The organism is Candidatus Stygibacter australis (genome assembly GCA_030765845.1).
GTDB lineage: Bacteria > Cloacimonadota > Cloacimonadia > Cloacimonadales > TCS61 > Stygibacter > Stygibacter australis.
The window spans coordinates 1-26070 of sequence record JAVCDJ010000047.1 but is presented as its reverse complement, the minus strand read 5'-3'; the positions used below and the strand labels follow the sequence as shown (position 1 = coordinate 26070).

Genomic DNA, 26070 nt, shown 5'->3' with positions numbered 1-26070 from the left:
TTCTTCCATCATGTGATACATTATCTCTGATACTCTCAAGTTATCTTCGATAGGTAATTTATTAAGCATAGAACAAATTGAATTATGAATTATTTTTCTATCTTCAGGTTTGATTTTGTTATATATAGATTTTCTAAACACAGAATGACTCAAATTCCATTGTTTGTTAGAGCCTTCTTCTCTTAAATATGATTGGAACCAGCAACGAATATTTTCAAACTTATCAGTTTTCCAATTATCATTTAATAGTTTTTTCAAATCACTTTCTCGTAACCCATTTCTACTGCAAGAAATATAATTAAATAAACCTTTTGTGATTCCTTCCCCAAAATATTGTGCAGCTCTTTCAATTAAATATAAAAAAAGTCTTCCTGGGTCATTTGGGAATTCATTTATAATTTTGATCACATAGTCATCAAAAACAGAATTAAATTCTCCCCCCTCATCTTCAGAATATATCTTCAAAAATTCTTCGCTACCTATAGTTAATAAGTAATCAAATACCAAATTAATCCACAGTGGATTAGCCGCTGCTAAATGATTATTCTCTTTCTTACTTACAATAGTGGATATCACTGCTGGGGATATAGACTTATTGTGTTGAAAAGAGAGATTTTCCAGAATTGTTTTAATCTCCTTAACATTTAAATCTTCAATTTCTTTTTTATATATTGAATCTTTATGATATTCAATAAGATCATTTTCAGTACCTGACAACGTTGTACAAAATAACCGAACATTGTTTGTATTCTCAGGATTCAGCCACGATAAGCATTTTGCAATATCACTATTTTCAAAGTTTTCAAAAGCATCAATCATTAAAATTACCCTATTTTTTTTCGATACTTCAAAAAGCAAATTATCAAATATTTTTCGTATTTTATCAAAATTAGAAAAATTCTTGTTTTGAAGCACATTTGTTCTTTCAAGAAAAGAATCACTTTTTGAAAGACAATACTCCTCTATGTAATCCAATTCTAAAACATTGCTTAATTGTTTATTCCATTTATGTAGTAACTCAATGATACTTACAGATCGAGGAGAAATACCTGCAGAATGAGCAAGAACAATGAAATTTTCTTTATTTTCATTTTCCTGCAAATCCCTGTAAATTTGCGAAAAGATGGCACTTTTACCTGAACCGCTTTCTCCTTTCAACATATAAATCCATTGATTACTATCGATATTAAAAAAGAGTTGTTGTATATCTTTTAGTAAATCAACTCTTCCTGAAAAATATTTTGTTTTACTTTGTCCTTCCAAATCTTCCAAAGTTGTTATTGTCGATTCGTGAGAATGATCTTCTATAAACGCATCAAGTAAATATTCTTCTTCATTATATTTATCTTTAAACGGCGTCTTCCACTTTACACCTGCTTGAGCTTTGCATTCCCTCATGATATCTTCAAAAACATATCTTCCAAATTGCTCTAAATTTATAACCTGCTGCTTATCTTTATCCCAATCAACAGAATAATTCTTTACATAATCGTCTAGCACTTTGCTGCCTAATCCTCCTGCACTAATCAATTTTACAAAATGATTTTTAATATTTTCTTTTAGTTCCCTTAGTGCTTTATTTTTAGTCACATTTAACCCTTTACCTTTCAAATCAAAGTATAATTTTTGTTTACGAATAATATTTTCTGGGGAGTAAAGTGAATTTCTAAAATAAAATAAACTTCGCTTAAGTTGCCCTTCTCTTTTTAAAACTCCATAAAATATTTCCAAGGCAGTTATACTACTTCCAGAAGCAATACTAATTTTTCCTCCTGTCGCACTGCTCATAATACTGGAATCTGGAACAGTTCCATAACGGTCTCCCAATAAACCAATAAAAAAAGGGTGACATTCATCGATTTGTTTTAAGCATCCTTCAAGTACTTTGAGCTCATGTATAGTTTCATCGGTTTCATTAACATCTAAACCCCAACGCAAATCTATTATGGATAATCTAATTCTTCTCTTTCGCAATTCATACCTAACTCTTGGAAATACGAAATTAACAAGATAATCTCTCTCTGCCTGCATATCTGAAAACGTGCTACTAATAAATATTGAAAATGTCTCCCAGGTTTTGTTATTCATAACTTATCCTCCACCTATATGCATTATAATTTATTATTAATATAGGTATATAATTTATCAAAACCCATTTGCAGGTGATCCATTGAAAATTTAATATTTTCTCGAGTTTGTAAATCTTCAAATAATGTTTTAATTCTCATTTATTACTCCTACACTTTCTCATAAGTAGCTTCAAATATCTCCTTTTTCACAATCCAGAGGTCAGCGGGGAATTCTATGTCTTTATCATCATAATTTTTGACCAAATAATCTCCAGCATTACCTTTGAATGTGCCCCATGTAGAATGCTTGATGGAGAATTTGTGATCAATTTGAGCAGCCATCACTCCACTGGCATCTGGTTTTGAAGTGAACTTTTGCCAGCCTTTAGAGTCTATTTCATCTGTAGAATCATATTTCTTGAATAGTGAACCTTCTTTTTGGGGCCATTGATCACCAGTAGGTCCTTTGCAGAGATAATCTCCAACATGACATGCAATCTTGCCTTCCAAAGTATTAACAGTTATATCTTCTTTGAGTTGTTTTGCCCAAAGTGGTTTAGTTTTCTTGAAATGCTTCCATGATTTAAGTTCATTGATATTTTCAAGCAATTGTCGGTTAGTTTCAATCATAATTTATCCTTTATATATAAATCTACTTTTTTCAAATTATCTTCAATATTGCAAATAGCATCCACATCTTTTAAAATCTCACCAATAAGAAGCTCTTCAAATGGTATCATGTCATGATGCAGTTTTCTGTCATCATTTCGTAATTTTTTACTAACAGCTTTATCCCAGCCATTATCAATTTTTACTTCGTGCCAGCCATCGTGTTCAGTTTCCGCTAATTCATATATAATACCAAAAGTTTTTTTAACTTTAGTAAGAATATCCAATACAGGATCATTTAACTTCTTTTTTATTAGAATTTTAGCAATATCATCAAATATTGCATTTCTTATACATATCTGAATCTGTTTTTTATTTTTTCCTTTGCAATAAGGATAGTCTTTCTTGAGAATTTGGAGATGATTGCGTAGCATATAGTTGATAAATATATCCGATTTATTGGGATATGTTTTAACATAACTATTTTTCTCTTTCTTATATACAATATCAACTAATTTCTCATATAAATAGTCCTTAAATTCTTTGATATCAATACCCTTAAATTTCGGAAATTTCTTCATGAGTTTTTGATTGAAATTGAACCCTTTTTGCTCATCAGCATCTTCAGTAATATCACATCCTGCAACTTCTATAAGGGCAGGAATACGCTTAGCGGCTTCAATGTTATCGGTTTTTGAATGAGAAGGTAAATGATTGTATTCTTTGTGATAACTGCTTTCAATATTGGAGAATTTACTCCAATTTCCATGAATTTCGGGAGCAATTGAATAAGTTATGAATAAATAATTACAATCCTTGTTCATTATATTGATAAAGTCATCGTAATCCACTACCATTTCCAGAACACTACGGGTTGGCAGACTTGATCTTTGAACTCTTTCAGTTTTGGATGATTTAGTATAAGAAAGAATATGCATCAAAGAGCGAGCACCATGCTTATAAGTCTTAGTTTTAATTAAGGCATTTATTATCCCATAATCCATTTTCAAAATACCTTTTTTATCACATTTATTTTTAAATGCATTTCTTATATACAGGGCTCTCCTTATTGGATAAAAGATATCGTTTTTATCTTTAACCAGATTCCCAGACTTATCCTTGCATGGATTACCAAATTGATCAAGAAGAACTAATTGATTGGGTCCTTTTACATTAAGGTATCCATTAAGCCGGCTGATAAAATCAGGTCCTTTTTTCAAAATAAAATCTCTTCTCCTTTTGACATTGTTTTCATACTTTATTAATGTCTTTTCAGCACATTCATCGCTATTGGAAACCGTATGATCTGTAGCCTTTTCTATAGGTTCATCATCGTTAGATATTTTGTTACAGTCATTTGAGGTCACTGGTTCATCTGGATCCATAACTCCAAATTTCTCATAAGAATAACTGGTTGCACCAGCAAAAATAAAGATACATGTTCCGATCGGATGAGTTAGCTGCCCTTCCTGAAATGCTCCATCCTGCATCGGTGCCAAAAGGTATTGCAGCCAGCGGTATTCCTGAGAATCAAATTCATCCCAGAAAACTACTGGAGTTTTACCTTTCAAGATTTCATCTCTGACCTGGTGAAATGCACCTTCCAATTCATGAACATCCACAAATTGAGATAGGTTAAATTCTATGAAGCTGGTCTTTTCACGTGATTTAGCAATATTTTTTACTGCAAATGATTTCCCTGAACCTGGTCCACCAAATACACCAATTGAAAGAGGTTTCTTGGAACTTCCATTTAATAGATAATCATCAATTAAATTCATTATGTTTCTTAAAGCTTCGATTTCCCAACGGTCATAAGTTACGAAATCTTTGATCTTGAGAACCGGAGTATTTGCCAGTTCACCCTCACCAAGAAGCGCATAGCGACAACCGGTATCAAATAAAGCTTTGGGTTTGTAGTCTTTACTTTTTTTCCAGTAATAATTACCTTCTAATATTGTCCATTGAGACCTGTTATAACAATTGCAGAAAATATTATCTGTATCAGGAATTGGCACAAAAGCAGAAGCAAAAGTTACTGATGGTTCTATCATCTCCTTGCAAAGTTGTTCTATCGGAAAACCTGCCTGAGATTCGTTAGAACCATGTCCAATTAGCTCATATAATTTAATTGTTGATAAACTTCTACTTATTATTTCCTCCAAATTTAGATCCTCTAATTTTTTATCGTTTAATATCCCATAAGCAATACTTGAAGTAAATACATCATTTATTCCAATTACAGTTCCCATAATATTGTTTACTTTACTCCATTCACCTTCAAGATGCTCTGGGTCAAAAATCAGTCTGCACTTCCAAATTAGGTCATTTTTCATCTGTATATATAGAGCGCCCTCGGAATGAAAATTGATTACTAAATATTTGCAATTCAGTAAATTATGTATTCTATTACTTTCTTTCTTAAGTTCTTTAACAAGATCAAGTGCTGTCTGTTCCCAGGATATTCCTTTCGAGATAAGAACATCTTCCTTCCTGATCTCATCAATAGATGTTACTATCGTAAGTCTATCCTTATATGTCTCAGTTAGTGTCTTAAATAGTTTTCCTTTGCTTAGAGGATATGATGCTTTTAAAATAATCAGATTTTCATAATCTTTTCGTTTTATTTGAAACTTATCCAAGTATGATTTCCAGGCTTCCTCTTCCTTGCGGAAATTAGTACCACCATCATCAAAAATTAACATTTGATTTTTCTTAACCCTAAATTTTAATCCTTTTTTATAATAATTTGTATATAGATTTTCAATTTTAATGCCGTTTTCCCTATCTTCTTCTAATTCAGTTCCAAATCCCATAGGTGATGTAACTTTCCAGGCTTTGATCTTTGCAGAAAAATTTGATTCAAATTCCTTTGGTACATTGTAACTTTCATGCAACCATGTTGCATAAGTTACTAAACACTTTGGGATTCTGCTAAATTTTAATATATCCTTCTTCAATCCAAATCTAACTTCATTCCCATTCCAAATTTCTTTCTTTTTGTTAACAGAATTTTCTAATTCATTTAATGTCATGTTCTCATCTGAATTTTCTTCGGTGGCAATATTAATCTTTCTTTTCTTTTCTATATCTTTTTTTATAGATTCAAATGTATTGGTTAAGTTTGATAATAACTTATAAATAATGTATACTCCACCCCATTCTTCTTTAATTTGAGTTCCATAATTATTATTTTCAGGGTATTGTCTCTTACCCTCATATATATTTTTATCAAAAGCTATGTCTCCCGTTACAATAATTTCCCATGATTTGTTCTCTTGGTTATCTGACATTATATCCTCCCATATTTAATATATTTTTGGCAAAACTGAAAACTTGTGTCATTTTCCTTAAAGTACATGATAAATTTAATTTCGTTTCTGCAGTCCTCAGCTTTCTAAAACTATATATGACTTTCCTTACTTGCATGTCAATTATTTTTTTTTAATAAGCTCCATGAATTAAATTATGATATTTAGATACTCTTCAGTTTAAGTAATTAATAAATAAGGGTCAAACATCCAAAAATACTTATATAATGCATCTTTTAACAAAAGTTTGCCTATATTTGACAAATTGACATTTTCTCTGAAAGTGAATAGCAATATTAACTCAGGTAGTCACTTCGTGCAAATATGGGGCTGATAGAGTGAATCTCTATAGGGGAAAGGTGCATGAAGGAATTTGAATACACTCTAAATTTATGAAATACATATCAAAATTATTTTTCTTGACAGAGAAAAAAAATAACTGAAAATAACTCAGTTAATTTTCTTTGATGTTTTTTGCTTTTATATTGCGTATTATCAAAGGGTTTCATGCCTGTCAGAGAAATTATATATATAAATTAAAAATAATTTGAAAAAAAGGAGAATTTTATGACTGGAAAATACACTATTAGAATTGAGGAAAAAAATAAACACAATATCAAAATTGAGACGACTGATGAATTTAAAAAATCATACTTCTGCAGAATCTATGAAAGTGCTGCCAAATCTATCAATGATATTGCTGAAAAACAGAAAACCAAAATAGATGATAAGAATAAATTTGCTGACCCAAAAGAAATGATATATAGAAGAGATTGTTATAGATACAAACATAGAACTCATGACCCTGTCAATAATATCATTGTATTCAGCGGAGAGAGGGGAAGCGGAAAATCATCTGCTCTTGCCTCATTTGTGAATCTGCTGGCGGATAATAAGGAAAATAATAAAGATTTTGATGATTCTGTGGAAGTAGAAGAACTAAAAAAACTTCACAAAGGGAATAAATATTATGTTCTCAAAACTCTCGATCCAAGTCACTTCACACCAGAAAAAAATATCCTTTTTGTGATCATATCTTCTCTTTTTCAGGAATTCAAAATAAAATATAGAGCCAATAGCCCAGGCAGAAAAGATATTATCAATGAAATAATGAAACTTTTTGAAAAGACCTTTAAAGCAGTACAAAACATTGACCTTAAGCATAGCGATCAGGCAGCCGCAGAAAGTCTGGGCAGGTTAGATGAATTAAGCATAAGTATGGACCTTAAGGAAAACATTGGGCTGCTTGTCACTGAATTCATGAAGTTTATGCAGACAATTGATGGCATTGATTTTAATTTTTTTGTTATCCCTATCGATGATCTTGATATGAATGTTGATCATGCCTTTGAAATGCTGGAACAGATAAGGAAGTTTTTGATCCAGGAAAGGATAATCATATTAATGGCAGCAAACGTTAGACAGCTTCATTTGGAACTGGAAGAAAATTATTTTGATTTTTATGAAAAACGCTTTAACGCCAGACATCGGGACAATTATCGTGATATTGATGTAAAAAGAATGGCTTCCGATTATATGAGCAAGATCATTCCCCCCTCTCGCCGGTTAGAGATTCCTCATTTGGATATTGATTTTGATAATACGAACCTTGAAATCGTGAGTAAATCTGATGCTGAAGATAAAAAAGAAAATAATGACAATACATCTAATAATAGTTCGGATAAAGATATTAATTTGCAAAAAACTATTTTAGATATGATTTGGAAACGAACCGGTTTGATATTTGTGCCAGAGGAGAATCAACTACATCCTGTTATACCCACAAATTTACGCTCCCTGCATCAATTGGTCTATCTTATGATATCTATGGATGTGGCAATAAAAAAGGAAGAGGAAAAAATTATTGTTGATGATAAAAAAATAACCAAAGAGAAATTCATAATAGATGGAGAGAAGATCAAAGAGAACTTCTATAAGTTCAAAGATTATATTATGAAATATTGGATTCCATACCACCTGGCTTCTAAACAACAGGATATCTTTGAAAATATCCCTTCCGATTTGAACAGAATTAATAAGTACCTTTTGCAGAGCATAAATGCAGTAGGAAACCAGTTTAAAGAAAAAATCGTACTCAAGGAAGTGGAACTGGAAAACAGATTTGATGATGAGATACTTAGAGAAAAAGAGGAGAGTATTGAAAATACTCTGAGTAAATTAGTAGGTTATCTCGTTGAAAAAATCAATCCTGAAGAATATAAAGAAAATAAAAACGTCATAGAAATTAAAAACCTTATGCAAGATCTAATAACCAATAATGGATCAAATCCTAAAATTAACAGTTTACGATATTACTTTGAAAAAATTAGATATTATGCAAAATCCTCGAACATATGCAAATATTACAAATTAATTAATGAAAAAAATACGATGGAAGCTTATTGTTTATTGCTTCTGATGTATCAAGAAGCAATCGAAAAACTTACAGATACAAAATGGCTTATAAATAGCACCCTAGAGCCAATATACTGGATTAGAAGAGTTTTGAGTCAAAAGCCTTTGAAAAAAACAGTTGTTGACCGAGACATATATACCATGGTAAGTGTGAATGATCCTAATTTTTATGATGTAAATAAAATTTCTGATCCATTTAATTATACATCCAATAATTCTATGGGTGATATATTATTGCTGATAAGCAAGTATGAAACTTATTTTGAATCTGAAGAAGCACTTTCTTTTATCTCTGCTGTTAAGATGTATTATTCCATGCTTCTTTATGAGAATATGTTTTTTAAAAGCGAGTTAACTGTAGAAGACCCAGAGATCGGGAAAAACAAAAGCGAATTAAAAGACTTGATCATGCCAATACAATTACTTATAGGTGGAACAACTTATTTCCCACACGCTGTTGAGTTAGTTAGTTGTAAAATAGAGAACAGTAGAAAATTGACAAAAAGCGAGCATGATTTCTATTTTCAGGTTGAGAAAGATAAACTTGATTTAACCAATAATGTTTTACCGTATTTTATTCAATATTATGGTGCGAGAAGACCCAAAAGACCAATGCCGAGGCATATATATGACACAACCTATCAAGCTGATGTAAGAGATGTCGAAGATGAGAAAAAAGGTGAAAAAGATAAGGCACGGTTTGATATTTTAAGCTATTTAGTAAATACTCTTAATCCCTATTTTACCCACTATAGATTTTTTAATGAATATGATGAAGAAAATAATGAATTTACAAAAGATCAAATCGTTTGGATAAAAAGTTGCAAACATCTTTATGTATCAACAGATAATAAAGGTAATTCCGTAATTCCCCCAATACCATTTTTACCATTATACTCAGTTGATATTATGCTAAGATTGATACGTTATCGACACATTTCAGGAGAACCGAATTTTAATAGGGTAGTTGAGGACTATTATCATAAAATAATAGGACTTATCCTTGGTTGGTTAAATACAAATATTGGTGAAGATACTGAAAAATATATTAAGAAAATCATTTCTGTCAATCCAATATGTGAAGAGATAGCAGTCCATACAGCGAATAACGGAAATAAGGAAAAAGTAACTAAAATTGTACTGAAGAAAGACATACTTTCGGATACTTTCAATTCAATTTTCCCCAAGATAATTGAAAATTCCAATGAAAGTTAGTCAAAAAACAGAGCAACAATATCTGATTCGGTTATTTTCGCTCCATCCCCGGACAGTGATTAAACACTGTGATGAAATCGGGTGGGATTTTTTTCGGAACATTATTGAAGCTGCTGAATACCAGCTTCAACACAAAGAATTTAATAACATAAATGATCAATCCATATCAGCCTGGACGAGTTTTATAGATGAGCAGTATTTGCATCATCCTGATGGGCAGAAAATAACTTCACCGTTTTTTTTTGTTGTGCGCATAGCCCAGCAACTTCTTAAGATCTTCAATGAAAAACCAGTTAGCAAAACAGAATTCTTAGGTTATTGGCACAGTTTAACTGCCAATCTTGGTGAAGACCTTTTCACAACGGCTCTGATGGCATACCGTAAGTATCGATTGACTGATGAACCTTTAGATTTTCAGTGGGAGAAGATCATCAAGAGTGATTTTCATAGTCTTCAAAGTTTACTTAAGCAGAGCAATGTTTCTGAAAACCATATGCACCTGCGGGGTTCTTCACCCTATTTTGATCTTAACTGGCTGAGTTTAATGAACTTTCCATCAATGAGGGATGCAGAATTCCAGAAATTATCAGTTAGCAGATCATTGAAACCCAAAAGGAACGATAGTTTTGAAGAAGATACCCAGATCAGCTTATATGAATTAGTGAAAATTGCAGCATGTTTGAGATTACAGATATTCACCCTGTGCTGTTCTGATAATGAATCAAAATTTGAATATCTTAACCCCAAAATTCTTTTGATCCTGCAGCAGAAGGAGTTATTAAATATTTACTTCAGTGATTTTGTCAGCGAGATTTCAGCAGCATTGCAAATGAGCGAATTCCGTAAATTTAGTGATCCTGTGGACTATTTGCTTGATTTCCCCATTAATCAGTCAAAATCCAGCAGTGTTTTGGCTGGTGAGAGGAAGTTATATTATTCCGCTTATCTATATATTTTGGAAAACAAAAAATATGCTCATGAGATAAATCATTACTTTTTTTTGTATATCCTGATCACTCAGCTCATCAGCAGTGAATTCATTCAAAAGAATGAGAGGTATGGTTTTAAGAATTTTGAGAGTTATCAAAACCGCAAGGCTGCTTTCATTCCGGTTGGCAGTGTCTATAACAAATTGATGGTCAGTATGGCAATACGTGATAACATGTCAGAAAACAATATAAATAAGCTGGAAGCAAGGTTTCATGGCTCTGATGATCCAATATCATTATTTAATGTAATTAAGTGCATAGATTCTTTTTGTCAGCGAAATAGAAGAAATACGGATTATTTGTTAGAACCCTGTGAGGAGAAGTTCAATCATTTTTATGTGCTTCATTTCATAAAAAGACCCTGCAAATCATGCAAGTTAAAGGTGGATAGCAACGATCTGGTATGGTACACCAAATGCCGGGATTATTTTCTGAGGGAAACATTGAAGCAGGAAGCAATAACGATAGTAAAATTAAGAAAAAATAACTTAAAAACAGCGGAGCGAATTTTAGGAATTGATGCTGCCAGCGATGAAATCACTTGCCGACCAGAGGTTTTTGCTCAGGCTTTCCGATATCTGCGGGATCAAAGAGTTGTCAGTTCCTACCCGTTTAATTGTAATTCAAATGAATTATATGTACCTAATTTGCGGGTTACCTATCATGTGGGAGAAGATTTTTTTGACCTGTTAGACGGTTTTCGCGCTATTGATGAAGCTATAGAATTTCTGGAACTAAGATATGGAGACAGGATTGGGCATGGAGTAGCCCTGGGACTTGATATCAAAGAATATTATTCAATCCGCAATAATGCGATCTCATTACCCAGGCAGAATCTTTTAGATAATATAGCCTGGATGTTATATAAAATACGATTATGGAATATAAAAGCATCTTCTTCTTTCATAGAAACTCTACGGTCTGATTATCGGAAGTTTTTTAAGAAAATCTATAAATCAAATGAAGTGATTGATCTCAGTGAATATATCCAGACAATGGAACTTCGAGGAGAAAATCCCGAACTTTTTTACTGGCAGTATGACAAAAGAGAAGAGCTTCTCAACGAAACATCAACGCGCTGGGATAAATACGCTTCCACCAAAGAATCCAACTTTTACTACGATTTATCTAAGAAGATCTATGATCAGATCCAGGCTTATCACTATGACCTGAATGCCCGAAAATCTGGATATGAAGTAGAAGTTTTTCCGATCAGTGATGATTTTATTTCATGCATGGAAGTTCTTCAAATTAATTTAAGGCAAAAGATTGAAGATAGAGGCATAGCAGTGGAATCTAATCCGACTTCCAATTACCTGATCAGCAATTTAGGTGATTTGAACAAAATACCAATTTTTAAACTTTTCCCTATTGATGAAGTTGAAGCAGGTGTAAAAAGGTTAAATGTAAGTGTTAATACTGATGATCAGGGAGTATTTTATACCTCTTTAACAAAAGAATACTCTATGCTGGCACATATACAGCAACAGCAGAGAAATCCCGATGGCAGCCGAAAATATTCCAATGACCAGATCCTGGACTGGATTGAAAAGCTGATAGAAAATGGCAACCGGCAGAGTTTCTGGATTAGCGAAGAATCACCCTTAAATTAAAATTTTCTTTACAGACATCCCCTGCAAAATAATTAGTTGATACGAAATATACTGGACAGGAGTAAAGATGATAATAGTAACAGGTGGAGCGGGATTTATTGGCAGTGCACTGGTAAAAAAACTCAATGATGAAGGTTATGAAGATATAATAATAGTCGATAATCTGGGTAGTGAAGAAAAGTGGAAAAACCTGCTGAATCTGAAGTTTGTAGAATATATCCATAAAGAGAGTTTTTTTAAAAGATTACATCATTTTAGAGATATCGAAGCTATTTTCCATTTGGGTGCCTGCTCATTGACAACTGAAGCGGATGCAGATTACCTCTATAAAAATAATTTTATCTATTCCAGAAGATTGGCAGAATTTGCAATCCAGAGAAATATCAGGTTTATCTATGCCAGTTCAGCAGCCACCTATGGAGCTGGAGGGCAGGGTTATTCTGATGCGGATGAGATGAGTGATCTATTGCGTCCTTTAAATAAGTACGGCTGGTCAAAACTGCTAATGGATAGATGGGTGCTGCAAAATGAGCAGCAGGATAAGATTTGCGGACTTAAATTTTTTAATGTCTTCGGTCCTAATGAATATCATAAGGGAGCAATGAAATCCATGGTTTATAAAGCATATTATCAGATCAAAGAAACCGGCAAAGTGAAGCTTTTCAGATCAAACCATCCTGATTTTACAGACGGTGGGCAGATGCGTGATTTCATCTATGTAAAGGATATTGTGGACGTTATCTACTGGCTGAAAACACATGAAAATGTAAATGGTATTTTTAATGTGGGCACAGGAATTGCCCATACCTGGACAGAATTAATGCAGGCTGTGTTTGCTGCCCTGAACCTGCCGGAGAATATTCAATATATTGAAATGCCTGAGATATTACAGAACTCCTATCAAAATTATACCTGTGCAGTAATGGATAAATTGCAGGAAGCAGGCTATCCCATGAACTTCTTATCATTAGATGATAGTGTCCTTGATTATGTGGTGAATTACCTTTCCAGAGAATTTCCTTACCTGTAGCCCTTTGCCATGAAAATTCTGATAACCTCATTACTCCTATTGATGATCTGCTTCGCCTGGAGCTGTGATATGTTTGCGCTGATACTTACAGATGACAGCGGATTTGGTGAACATCAGGAAACCGTGGATCAATACTTTGATTTTCTGATCAGCAGATCAAGCTCAGGCACTAATCCTGATGGTTACGGAGTGATTGCTTATAGAAGAGATTCTGCTTATCTACTGGAAAGCGATTGCTGGTATAAAACCGGCAGCAGCACCTGGTATGGTGATGGCATGCGGGAACCTCTTGATGATGCCAGACAGGAGATTTTATCTGATGATAATGACTATTTTCTGGTTATCGCTCATGCCCGAAATGCCACTGGGGGCAGTGGCTCTCATCCTTTTCGGATTGATGGCAGCCAGGGAACCTTCAGCATGTGCCATAATGGTGTGATCTCCACTCCCCTACGCCAGGCAATTATGGACTTTCTGGGTGAATTCTGGTTTGAACAATATCCCTCTAACTGGTTTGGTGAATATGGCAGCCTGGGTTCATTTATTGATAGTGAATTATATCATCATTACCTGGTAAAATATATTCTGGATAATGATAGTGATGTTTCAGCGGGATTGCAGGCTGCTTATAGCGAAACTAATCTGCTGGGTATCAATCCCTCAGACTACTTTCTAAATGCCCGTTGCTCATCCAATATGCTATTCAGCGATGGCAATTCACTATATGCCTTTAAAAATACAACCAGTAATAATTCCAATAAACTTTCCTGGCAGGATTATGGTAATCTGATAGGTATCAAAACGCGTGATTTGCTTGATACTCAATTACTCCAGAATGAATTGATCCAATTTACATCAGAAGGTGAAGTTAATTCCACTATTCTGCAATTTGAGGAAGAAGAGCCCTTTGTTCCCGCAGTTGAGTTTTATGCCCAGCCCAATCCAGCCAGAGATTATGTGGATATTTATTACGCTCCAGCCAGGGCTGATGATACTAATAATGACGAGGTGGATGCCATAGATAAGATCACTATATATGACATCAGAGGCAGAAAAATACGCACTATCACCAGCTCGCTTTCTCCTGATAATTACCGCTGCTATCACTGGGATGGCATGGTGGAAAAAGGTAGAAAAGCTGCTGCTGGATTATATCTCTACCAGCACAATATCAGCGGTAAAACTGGTAAGTTGGTACTGCTTAAATAAAAAAAATATTATCCTTATAAAGGAGTTTCATTATGTTCCGTAAACCTCTATTCTGGATTATCTTTACCCTTATTGTGATAGCTGCCTCGATATTCTGCCTGCAGAACTTCTCCCGTATCATGAGTTTCATCAATCTGGAAATAACTATGGACAGACAGGAAGCCCTGCAATCTGCCAGAGATGATAGCGAAAACTGGGATGTTGGCCCCTCAGAAAGCAGGCAGGCAGTGATCTTTAATGAAAGCAGTTTTCTACAGTATTACATTGAGCTGGAAGCTGGTGGAAAAGAAGGTTATAATAAGTTTCTAGCCGAAGGCAAATACCAGCCTTATCAGTGGATAGTACGTCACTTTATTCCTCAAGAGGAACATCAGGCATACTTTTATTACACACCTGATGGAGAATTTTACGGATATAATGAAATTATTCCTGAGAGCGAACCTGGTAATAATATCAGCGTGGAAGCAGCTCAAAGTTTAGGTGAATCAGCAGCTGAAAGACTGGGGGTGAACCTTGCAGATTATCAATTGATAGAAACTAAAAAGAATGTTGTTATCTCCAGACGTCAGGATTATGAATTTGTGTATGAACGCCCGGAAATGCTTAATGAAGCCAGATATCGTTTTACTATTGGAGTAAGTGGTGATCATGTGAGTCAGCTGGAGCATTCTGTGAAGATACCCGAAGCATTCAGCCGCAGATTTCAGGAGATGCGGTCAGCTAATAATACCATTGCCAGCGGAGCTCAATATGGCATGCTTTTCCTATATGGTCTGCTGGGAATCGGGCTGGGTTCTTTCTTTCTTCTGCGCACGCGTTACCTTTTATATCGCAAAGCCTTATTGTGGGCTTTTATAGTTTCCTTTCTGGGATTTCTGGCTGGATTCAATAATCTGCCCATTTCCTGGATATGGTACGATACCGCAGTAACTCCTCAGGCACATATCATGCAGAATATTATGACAAATCTACTGGGATTCATTCAAAACTTCATTCTGCTGGCACTTTCCTTTATTGCTGCTGAGAGTCTTACTCGTCGTGCTTTCCCAAATCATGTAAGGTTCTGGAAAACACTTTCAGCACCCGTAGCACCTTCTACACGGATTTTAGGCAACACCCTCGCCGGCTATGGACTTGTCGCTATCAACCTGGCTTATGTGCTGGGATTTTATCTATTTACATCCAAACATCTGGGCTGGTGGAATCCTGCCGGATTACAGGTGGATCCTAATTTTATTGCCATGCCCCTGCCCTGGCTTTCCGTGTTATCGATGGCACTTCACGCTGGATTCTGGGAAGAAGCGCTTTTCCGGGCAGTACCATTAGCAGGTATGGTTCTCATTGGCCGCAAACTTAATAAAGAGAAATTATTCCTGGTGCTGGGTTTGATCCTTCAAGCTCTCATTTTCAGTGCTGGTCATGCAAATTACGCTGCTCAACCGGCTTATGCCCGGGTAGTGGAACTCATTGTTCCCTCTCTGATCTTTGCATTCTTATATCTGCGATTCGGCTTATATACCGCCATCATTCTGCATTTCAGTTTTGATGCTGTACTCATGGCTATGTATATCTGGATCATGAAAGCTCCAGGTATCTGGGTAAATCGAATTTTAGTACTTGCCGGCATCCTCTTACCCTTATTGATCATCATCTATTTCCGTATAAGGGCAGGTAAATGGCAGCAGATAAGTAATAACTTTCTTAATAAATTCTGGCTGCCTGCCCCGGCTAAACCTCCCAAAGCTCCAGAAATCATCATTTCCCACCGCACCTATAATCCTCGTATTCTCACCTGGCTGATAATTTCTGCTGTAATCGGAGCTGCCTGCTGGGTGGCATTTACCAGCTTCCGGGCAGATCAGCCCCAAATGAAATTGAATCGCACCCAGGCAATTGAGCGTGCAGAACAGGCACTTAGTGAACAGAATATTGAGCTGGATAATAGCTGGCGAATTGATGCTGATATCATTAATTCCGTATATAATAGTGATAAACTTGTCTGGCAGGAGGCTGGAGAATCTATATACCACCAGGCAATAGGTGAATATGTCAATGAGCCTGTCTGGCAGGTCAATTTTCGCACCTGGCATGGAGATGTAGCTGCCAGGGCAGAAGCTTACAAGTTCATGATCAATTCGGAAGGTATAGTTACTGCCTTCAGGCATACCCTGCCGGAAGGTCGTGCCGGGATGGAGTTATCAGAAGATGAAGCCCGTCAACTTGCAGAAAGATCTATCACAGAATTCTTTGAAATGGATCAATTCATTCTTAATGAAGTGGAAGCATCTCCGGAAAAACTTCCTGAGAGAAAGGACTGGAATTTCACCTTTAGAGATACCCTGAATTATGATCTTGATACTGGTGAATACCGTTATATCGTGAAAATAAGCGGTGATCAGGTTATGAATATTTCACGCTATACTTATGTCCCGGAGGATTGGGCACGGCAGGAGAGAAATAAATCAAGACCAATCAGATTATTTTCCAATTTTGCCAATATCATCTTCATTCTTTTCTATTTCGCAATTGGCGTAATGGCAGTGGTATCGTGGAGTAATCGTAATTTCAATATTTCAGCTTTTTATTTTATCCTGATCATTATGTTCATTACCACTCTGGTGCTCCGGCTTAATCAGTGGCAGCAAGTACCTGCCGGATTTTCTACCAGTCAACCCTGGAATAATCAGGTACTGCAATACATTCTGGGTTCAGTTACTAATGTTCTGCTGCTCAGTTTTGTGTTTGCTCTGCTGGCAGGTTTCCTGGGTTCCTGGGAAAATAAGACCATTAATAAACTTCGAGTGCATAATGTGATCCTGGCTGCTCTATGCTTTAGTGGCATCACAGCCCTGGTTTCATATTTCAAACCAGATTATCTGCCCTGGCGTCCCAGCCTGGATGCTATCGCTGATTTCAGCCCCTTCTTAACGGTTATCAGCCAGTCCGTTTCTCAGTGGATCACTTCTTCACTGCTGCTTATATTTGTTATGCACTGGCTGAGTAAAATATCTGCAAGAGGTCAGAAACGAAAATTCCTCATCTGGCTCATATTCTTCTTTGTTATTCTCATCCTTAGGCAAAATGCTCTGGTCTATGCAAAATTTGCTGATTTTGCCTACCTGATGATCCTCTCTGCCCTGCTTGCTTCTGCCCTGTATCACATTTTTCTTCAAGTACTGGTATTTGATCTTTCCTTAGTACCTGTATTCCTGGCAGTTAATGCCTCCCTGCCCTTACTGCAAAATTGCTTCATCAATTCCTGGCTGGGAGCGATCCCTGCAAATATCATGGCAATTATCATCATTAATCTTCTTGCCTGGGGCTGGCTAATGCTGCTCCGCAGATATAGTTCAAAGGTGAATATCTGAAAAATAAAAACAGGCTCCTCATTAAACTATTGATAACCCTGCTTACGGGGTTTGCACTTAAATATTATCCTGGTCCTGCCCATCAGCTGCTAAATAATTCCCTCGCTGGAATTGCTTATGTGGTTTTTTGGTGTTTACTTTTCAAGTTCATATTCCCTCAAGCCAAACCTCTTAAAATTGTAATAATAGTAACTATCACCACCTGCATTCTGGAATTTGCCCAGCTCTGGCAAGCTCCCTTTCTGCTCTATCTCCGCTCCTTCTGGCTGGGAAAAATACTGCTGGGTACCACCTATAACGCCTCTGACCTGCCCTGGTATTTTCTGGGAGGATTTATTGGCTGGCTATTGTTAAAACGCAATAATTAGATGTGCACCGCCGGGTATTTCCAGGTGGGGCGTAGATAACGACCGCTATCAACTCAAATCCTGTATCTCCATGGCAAGGGAGTATATGAACTGAGAACTTCATGATGTATTAGGGGAACTTAACATTACAAGTTAGATATATTTCTTACAATAAGTAAATAATAATTGACAGATATTTTGCATTTTGTTTATCTTGCTGAGAATTAATCAGGAGGTGGTAATAATGAAAATGAATATTGTGTCATTATTTTATTTTTCTCTCTTAATAATCGTATTACTTTTAACCGGCTGTGATGAGCGTAACCAGAGCAATTTTAATTTAGCATCAGTGACAGTGAATCCAGATTACCTGCTGGCAGACAGTATATCCACTACTTATTCGCAGGTAACTGTTTTTGTAGCAAATGAAGAAGAAGAACCCGGAGCCAATATAGCAGTCCATTTCGAGACAGATATAGGTTATATGTGGGAGAAAGAGTTCACCAATGATGATGGAATGATCATCACAAGGTTCTATGATGATGGGATAACTGGAGTAGCACATATTTATACCTATATAGAAGGGGAATATGATCATGGCATGCATAAAACAATTGATATCTATCCCTATCCCAGTTATTCAATCCATGGCCTCACTGCCATACCAGACGAGATCTATGCCGATGAAGGTGTAACGCGCAGTACAATAGAGATATATGTAAAAGATCAGGATGGTATTTCTGCTCCTGACCAGGAAGTTAATCTCAATTGTAATATGGGCATAATAACCTCTCCGGTAATAACAAATTCAGTGGGTTTTGCTCAGGCATATTATTCGGACGCAGGTGAGATTGGCATTGCTTCCATAACTGCTTCCATAGGAATATCAGGCTCAACCGTAAATGTTATCATCTCACCAACCCTGCCTGTATTAGATGTGAACATTGAACTTGAAGTAACTCAGACAACTGTAGATGATGTCGTGCAGGTAACTGCTCAAGCCATAAACCAGGAAGGTTTAGTTCCTGATGGGAGTGTTATCTACTTTTCCACAGAGATGGGCAATTTCCAGCCGGGTCTGCAAGACTCACAAAATCTGGGCAATTCTATTGCACTTACCACAACCAATGGCATTGCCAATGCCTGGCTATATACAGGCACTATCCCGGGTTATGATCTGATCGAGGCTGAGTCAGACGGACAAACAGATTCTGCTGTTTTATCCATAACAGCAGGAGAACCGGCAATAATGACTTTGTCAATAGTCGATGGATCAGGAACAGAAACAGATATAATCGCAGCAGGCAGCGAAGAATCATTGCTGGTACGGGCGTCGATTCATGATGTTTATGGTAATCCTGCTTCAGAAGAAACAATAGTAATTTTTGAAACCAGTATGGGTTTGATAGAAAATCCGGTTAGTCCTGACGAAAATGGAGTAGCAATTTCCAGCTTCTCTCCTGGACCTCAGGTGGGAGTAGCCGGGATAACCGTCACCTCGGGAGCAATTCAGCAATTTGACCAGATCCAGATTATTGCCAGTGAAATGGATCATATTTTTTTCCAGAATGAAGAACCGGTAACCGTTATGGCAGGTTCAAATGCTCCAGTGATAATAACTGTCAATCTCCTGGATGTTTTTAATAATCCCGTCCTCTCACCTATGGAAGTCTGGTTCAAATTCTCAGATCGACCGGAAGGCAATATTCCTCAGGGCAGCAATCTGAACCAGTCCGTTTATAATCTATCTGACTCCACAGGTACTATCTCTGCCAATGGCACAGCCTCTGTTGCCGTTTATGCTGGAATTTCCTCTGGTGTGATCTCAATCAATGCCTGGTGCAAACCGCAGCCACAGCAAATGGTTTCTGCAGTTAATGAAGCAGTAGTAGTGGAAGCAGGGATACCTTATGATATTCATCTAAATATTGGCGAAATAGACAGCGGAGTAAACCTGGGTGACTGCACCTGGAAAATCCAGTTTTCTGCCTTGATCACGGATGAGTGGAACAATCCTGTTGAAAATGGGACTGCTATTTACTTTACACTATCACCCGTAACAGAATATGTGAGTATTAATAATGCCATGGTGGTAGCGGGAAATGAAAATCTGAATGGTGAACAAACTGCTGGTACTGCTTTCAGTACCCTGGTCTTTGATGGCAATTATACAAATGAAACTATAACTATAAATGCTGATGTGGGGAATGTGACCGAATCTGCTGATTTTGCTCTGCCACTTCAGTATGGAGAAATAAACATGCTTTGTGTGCCAACCCATATAGACTGGCATGAGGGTAACACACAAGAAGAAATCCTTTATACGCAGTGCCGGGTAAATGTCCACGATGGACAGAATAATCCGGTCAATAATCAGCGCATAGTATTCACCACCACCATAGGCTTCCCTACAGATGAAGGAGAACATGGAGTTCATCCCAATCCGGCGGATATAATTAATGATCCCAATTTTTCATACCTGATGGATATTTTTGACTTTACCAATATTAATGAAGAAGTCCCCCAGGATGACAGTGATGGATACACCGGACCCTATGACGGAGCCCTGGGTCGTCTTTACAAAGATGTGGGTTTTAATAAATATGAGTGTCTCCCACCCGGGCAGTCAGGACCGGGTATGGCTTCTGGAACTATCAATGCAACTATCTTTGGAACTACTACTTCTGCACAGCAGATTATCATTCTCTATAGATACGTTGAGTAGTATTTTTTACTTTCTCCACCAAACTTCTGCCCGGAGATGAAAAGTCCATAACTTGACATCAACAGGAAATATTTTTTATCTGACATCAAAATAAATTAAATACGTGGAGGATTTATGTCTATTATTTTAAATGGAAGCGGATTAACCATCGAGAAAGTGGTGGCGATCGCCCGTGATGGTGAAAAAGTGGAGCTCGCTCCCGAAGCCCTGGAACGCATCAAAGTCTGCCGTGCCATGCTCGAAGAGAAAATAGAAGCCGGTGAGATCATGTATGGTGTAAATACAGGCATTGGTGAATTCTCGGAAGTTGTTCTTGATGATGATCAGATCAAAGACTTTCAAAAATATCTCGTTTATAATCATGCAGCCGGTATTGGCGATCCCGCCCCTATTGAATATGTGCGTGGTGCCATGGTGGGAAGGATCAATGTTCATGCCCACGGAAATTCCGGTATCAGACCAGTTATCACTCAAACCCTGGTAGATATGTTAAATAAGGGTGTCACTCCCTTTGTATGCCAGAAAGGTTCTGTGGGTGCAAGTGGAGATCTGGCGCCAATGAGTCAGATCGCTCTGCTGCTGATGGGTGAAGGTGATGCCTATTTCAGGGGTGAACTACTGCCCGGAAAAGTTGCCATGGATAAAGCAGGTATTCCGATTCCCGGACTCCAGGCGCGTGATGGACTGGGAACTATCAATGGCTCTAACGTGCTCACAGCAATGAGCGCTATCCTGCTTTTTGATGCTAATAACTGGTTTAAGCAGGCAGAAATCGCTGCTTCTATGAGCCTGGAAGCATTGAAGGCAAATATGAAACCCTATAGTCCACAACTTCATAAAATCCGTGGCTTCCTGGGTGCTCAGCGTTCTGCTGCTTCAATACTTAAAGTAGTTTCTGGCGGTGACCTGGAACAGGGTCGCGTAAAATGCAAGGTGCAGGATGCTTATTCCATGCGCTCCACTCCTCAAGTGATTGGTGCTGCCCATGACGCTCTTGCCTATGCTCGTAGCCAGGTGGAAATTGAATTAAATGGCGTTGGTGATAATCCCGTATTCTTCCCGGAAGAAAGAATACAGCTCTCAGGAGCTAATTTTCAGGGCTCTCCCGTTAGTCTGCCTATGGATATGATCTCTGCTGCCATCACCATGGTGAGTGTGATGAGCGAGCGTCGTATGAACCGTCTTAATAATCCCGCATTATCTGTGGGTTTACCTCCCTTCCTCACAAAAGGTGCTGGTATGTTCAGTGGACTGATGCTCAGTCAATACACCGCAGATATGCAGATCGTGGAACAGAGAATCCTCTGTGCTCCAGCATCTGTTCAAAGTATTCCGGCTGCTGCTGACCAGGAGGATTTTGTTTCTATGGGTATGAATACAGCTATCAAAAATTTCCAGATCATCGATAATGCTTATGGTATTCTGGGAATTGAACTCATGGCTGCTGCCCAGGCACTTGATTTCCGGGAATACAAATTCGGCAAAGGTACCCAGGTAGCTCATGATGTAATTCGTAAATATGTAGATTTCCTGGAAATTGACCGCCCACTCTATCCAGATCACACCAGGATGAAAGAACTGGTCAAATCCTGCGAAATCCTCATCGCAGTTGAAGCTGAAATAGGTTCTCTGGAATAAATTAATAATTCAATAAAAAATAACCTGCTCTATTTTTGTGATAGAGCAGGTTTTTTTTATTTCCGTGATCCGAAACTCGTGAGACGAGGTTCGTGAGACGTGAGAAGTGAGACGGAAAAGTGATTGGTGTCAGCCATAGGCTGATAAAAGCAGTGAACGGTGATCGGAAAATCCAGAGCGAGGATGTGCTGCGCACCGTGAGTCGTGAGTCGATGTTCGTCAGACGAAAAATACATAGAACACCATCCTACGCATAAAGCTACGGCACGGCAGGCAGATTGAGCGGATACCGCAGATTGACGCTGATTTTGTTAAAACCAGCCAAGTTTCCAATCACTGTTCACCGTTCACCAATCACCTGATAGTTAGTTTTGTTCGCGGCCAAATATTCTAACATTGATTCGTGAGTCGAGGTTCGTGAATCGGAATATAATTCAGAGCTGGAAGCTCTGGATACGCAAAGTGATTGTTCGAATAGTATTAAATTGTTCAGTTAAGATTTTCATTTTTTTTTAACATGAGCAGAGATTCATGTTAAATTTTTCACGTTTTCTTAACATGAAGAAATGCTCATGTAAGAATTCCTGGCTTATTTACTTAATAGTTCAAAAAGTTTCGTATTAATATAATAGTTATATTTCTGTTTCTTAACTTTTCTCAATATACCAATCTGACATATCTTATTTAAATAGCTAGCTGCTGTCTGCCTGGTTATTATTAATCTCTCAGTGAGAAATTCAATCTTCGTATAAGGATGAAGAAAAATTATATCAAGCAAATCCCGACTGTAGATTTTTGGTAAATCCTGCTGTAATTTACTCTTAGTTTCAGCCATCAGATCATTAATAGCTCTTATCATTTCAATAGTATTAATTGAGGTTTCCTCAACTCCAACTAATAGATAGATCACCCAATCTTCCCAGGCATTTTCTGTCCGTACATTCTGCAATAATCTGTAATAATCCTGTTTTGTTTTTTATTATATATTGGCTAAGATATAGTACCGGAATATCAAGCAATCCCTTTAAAACCAAATATAGGACATTGATGATTCTTCCAGTTCTGCCATTTCCATCGTAAAATGGGTGGATGCTCTCAAACTGATAATGAATAATTGCCATTTTGATCAAAACATCAAGTCCATTCTCCTGATTTATATATTCCTCAAGATTCTTTAATAAGTGTAAAATGCTTTGCTTATCCTGCGGCGGAGTATAAATAATTTCGCCTGTCGACAAATTGTCGACAACTCAATTCCAGCTTCATTTCTAAACTAGTCGAATTCGACCAGTTTGAATTGAGGGTTAGAAGGATTGAGGCTTAGAAAGTTAACAGTTAACAGTTAATAGTAAGAAAGCAACTTGGCTGGTATTTCAAGAAATAGTTCGTTTTGTTGGTAATTGTTCGTTGCTAAAAAATCTTACATTAATCCGTGTTCATCCGTGTATTCCGTGGCTGAAAATAATTGAGGGTTAGAGTGTTAGAGGGTTTGAGGAGAAATTAACAAGTAATTAAGAAATAGTTCGTTTTGTTCGCGGCCAAATATTCTTACATTACATTGTATTACATTACATTTCTCGTCTCACGACTCACTTCTCACGACTCACTTCTCACGGATAAATCATTACATTATCTGTGTTCTCTGTAACCTCTGTGGTAAAAATCGTGATTAGTGATTTGTGATTGGATATTTTAAGAACCAGTCAAGTTTCCGATTCACTGTTCACTGCTTTTATCAGCCTATGGCTGACACCAATCACTATTCCGTCTCCCGTCTTCCGATTCCCCGTTCACTGCTTTTATCAGCCTATGGCTGACACCAATCACTGGTCACCATTCTTTCATATCCCCCATTTCTCCCGAATAAAGTCTGCCACTTTTTTTCCTGCTGAGCCATCCAGATTGCTGAACATCAGCTCATTTGCTGCTTTCCGCTCGCGGTTCATCTCCTCAGCCCGGGCATCGCATAATGCTATCGCTCCCGATATCTCTTCAAAGCGGTCTATCCGTACGCTTATCCGCTCCAGCATCTCAATCACATAATCCACCATCCGCCCGGCATTATCCACCCTGAAGGTGATCATAGGCTTATCCAGTGCACAGCATTCACCCAGCATCGATGATGTGTCACCTATGCAGATATCTGCCAGCATGATATAGGGTGTGGTATCATAGCTCTCTATATAATGCACTCCCGATGTGCTTTTCACCCGGTCCCGATAGCTCTCCCCTATCCACGGATGCAGACTCACCAGCAGATTATAGTCATCTTTCAGTTCCGCCAGCCTGTCAAACCACTTATCAATAGCACTCATCTGTGATCCTTCCCAGGTGGCAGTAAATAGCAAAGTTCTCTTTTCCGGGCTCAGTCCCAGCTGATCACTCAGATTATCCATACAGCAGGTGCTTATTTTGCTATCAAAAGCCTTATCCAGCTTGGGATAACCTATCCCCATACCATTATTTATACCTGCTTTGGCTGCTAGCTCCGCTTCCTGCTCACTCGTGAATATAAACTGATCAAAAAGATTGTAGTTTGCTTTATTTGATAATGCTTTAAAGTGAAAAGGTCCATGCCTCATCCCGATCTTTTTCATACCACCAGCAGGAAACTTATGCCCTGCCAGCCGGCACATCAGCACTCCCCTTGGAAATGCCGGCAGCCTCTTTGATCTCACTCCCTTTTCTGCCAGTAAGTTCTGAATCCTCTTATTTTTACTAATGATCGTAAGCTCTGGCAGATATTTCAGGACTGGCTCCATAATATAGTAATCAAGTTCATCTCCGCAATAGGCAGCATAATAATCATTCCTGCCCAGCAATTTCTGCATGCTCCACAGCAAACTGTAAGGATATTTAACCAGGTAATAACTGAATACCATAATTCTCCTGCATTATCAAATTTACTACTTCTTTCATATTTGCAACCCAATTATTGGTCAATGAAAATCTATATTTGAATTCAGTGAGAAGAAAAATAAGTGAAAAGTGAGAAGGAAAATATAAATAGAACACAGATTTAGCGGATTCCGCTGATTATGAATGCTATGCATCGTGAGACGTGAGTCGTAAATCGTGAGTCGAAAAGAAAAACAGTGAAGAGTGATCAGTGATTGGAAATTTTAAAAACCAGCCAAGTTTCCAATCACTGTTCACTGCTTTTATCAGCCTATGGCTGACACTATTCACCTTATAGTCAATTTTGTTCGCGTTTGTTCGGTTTGTTCGCGGCTTAAAATCTTACATTGAGTCGTGTAGTCAGTTTCTCAAAAAAAGAAAAAGAATATTTACCACTAATGCTCCGAAATGACACGAAATAATATAAGAAAATAAAAGAGAAAATAATCTATTCTATTTATAATGAAAAATTGCTTTTTTCTTCCTTTCGTGTCAATTCGTGGTTTTCGTGGTTTATAAAATTCTTACATCTTGTCAGCCTATGGCTGATTACATTGATCCGGTGATTATGTGTAAAACCTTGCGTATGGTGCCTGCACCTTCGCAATGTACTATATCTCCAGTCAAATCATTT

13 protein-coding genes are annotated in these 26070 nt (G+C 37.2%); 8 read left to right on the top strand and 5 right to left on the bottom strand.

What is annotated here, in order from left to right; translation table 11 throughout:
- The 3 genes from RAO94_03125 to RAO94_03115 form a co-directional block, all read right to left on the bottom strand.
- Nucleotides 1-2088, bottom strand: a 2088-nt coding sequence (locus tag RAO94_03125) for a DUF4062 domain-containing protein (protein ID MDP8321327.1), incomplete at its 3' end; no start/stop codon positions are given.
- 149 nt (nucleotides 2089-2237) lie between these two features.
- A complete protein-coding gene (locus RAO94_03120) occupies nucleotides 2238-2699 on the bottom strand; it encodes a PGDYG domain-containing protein (GenBank protein ID MDP8321326.1) in 462 nt (153 codons plus the stop codon).
- Nucleotides 2696-5971, bottom strand: coding sequence for an AAA family ATPase (locus RAO94_03115; GenBank protein ID MDP8321325.1), 3276 nt, complete (start codon nucleotides 5969-5971; stop codon nucleotides 2696-2698). Before RAO94_03115 ends, RAO94_03120 begins: the two co-directional genes overlap by 4 nt.
- 585 nt (nucleotides 5972-6556) lie before the next feature.
- Between RAO94_03115 and RAO94_03110 the strand changes: the two genes are divergently transcribed.
- The 8 genes from RAO94_03110 to RAO94_03075 all read left to right on the top strand — a co-directional run bounded on the left by RAO94_03110 (nucleotide 6557) and on the right by RAO94_03075 (nucleotide 22538).
- Nucleotides 6557-9619 carry a hypothetical protein gene (locus RAO94_03110; protein MDP8321324.1) on the top strand — a complete coding sequence of 1021 codons (3063 nt, stop codon included), beginning with the start codon at nucleotides 6557-6559 and terminating at the stop codon, nucleotides 9617-9619.
- 55 nt (nucleotides 9620-9674) lie between these two features.
- Nucleotides 9675-12221 carry a hypothetical protein gene (locus RAO94_03105; protein ID MDP8321323.1) on the top strand — a complete coding sequence of 849 codons (2547 nt, stop codon included), beginning with the start codon at nucleotides 9675-9677 and terminating at the stop codon, nucleotides 12219-12221.
- Between the two features lie 67 nt (nucleotides 12222-12288).
- Nucleotides 12289-13251 carry an ADP-glyceromanno-heptose 6-epimerase gene (gene rfaD, locus RAO94_03100; protein MDP8321322.1) on the top strand — a complete coding sequence of 321 codons (963 nt, stop codon included), beginning with the start codon at nucleotides 12289-12291 and terminating at the stop codon, nucleotides 13249-13251.
- Nucleotides 13252-13260: 9 nt separating this feature from the next.
- Nucleotides 13261-14460, top strand: a complete 1200-nt coding sequence (locus tag RAO94_03095; GenBank protein MDP8321321.1) for a hypothetical protein — start codon at nucleotides 13261-13263, stop codon at nucleotides 14458-14460.
- A gap of 32 nt (nucleotides 14461-14492) precedes the next feature.
- Nucleotides 14493-17828, top strand: a complete 3336-nt coding sequence (locus RAO94_03090) for a type II CAAX endopeptidase family protein (protein MDP8321320.1) — start codon at nucleotides 14493-14495, stop codon at nucleotides 17826-17828.
- A 29-nt stretch (nucleotides 17829-17857) separates the two neighbouring features.
- A complete protein-coding gene (locus RAO94_03085; protein ID MDP8321319.1) occupies nucleotides 17858-18196 on the top strand; it encodes a DUF2809 domain-containing protein in 339 nt (112 codons plus the stop codon).
- A 223-nt stretch (nucleotides 18197-18419) separates the two neighbouring features.
- Entirely contained in the window at nucleotides 18420-20900 is a 2481-nt protein-coding gene (locus tag RAO94_03080; protein ID MDP8321318.1) for a hypothetical protein, read from the top strand.
- A 114-nt stretch (nucleotides 20901-21014) separates the two neighbouring features.
- Nucleotides 21015-22538: an aromatic amino acid ammonia-lyase gene (locus tag RAO94_03075; protein MDP8321317.1), complete on the top strand. Its 1524-nt coding sequence runs from the start codon at nucleotides 21015-21017 to the stop codon at nucleotides 22536-22538.
- A 589-nt stretch (nucleotides 22539-23127) separates the two neighbouring features.
- Here the strand turns inward: RAO94_03075 and RAO94_03070 are convergent.
- Both RAO94_03070 and RAO94_03065 read right to left on the bottom strand, forming a co-directional pair.
- A complete protein-coding gene (locus tag RAO94_03070) occupies nucleotides 23128-23487 on the bottom strand; it encodes a hypothetical protein (GenBank protein ID MDP8321316.1) in 360 nt (119 codons plus the stop codon).
- A gap of 892 nt (nucleotides 23488-24379) precedes the next feature.
- Nucleotides 24380-25420: a CDP-glycerol glycerophosphotransferase family protein gene (locus RAO94_03065; GenBank protein MDP8321315.1), complete on the bottom strand. Its 1041-nt coding sequence runs from the start codon at nucleotides 25418-25420 to the stop codon at nucleotides 24380-24382.
- Between the last annotated feature and the right edge of the window lie 650 nt (nucleotides 25421-26070).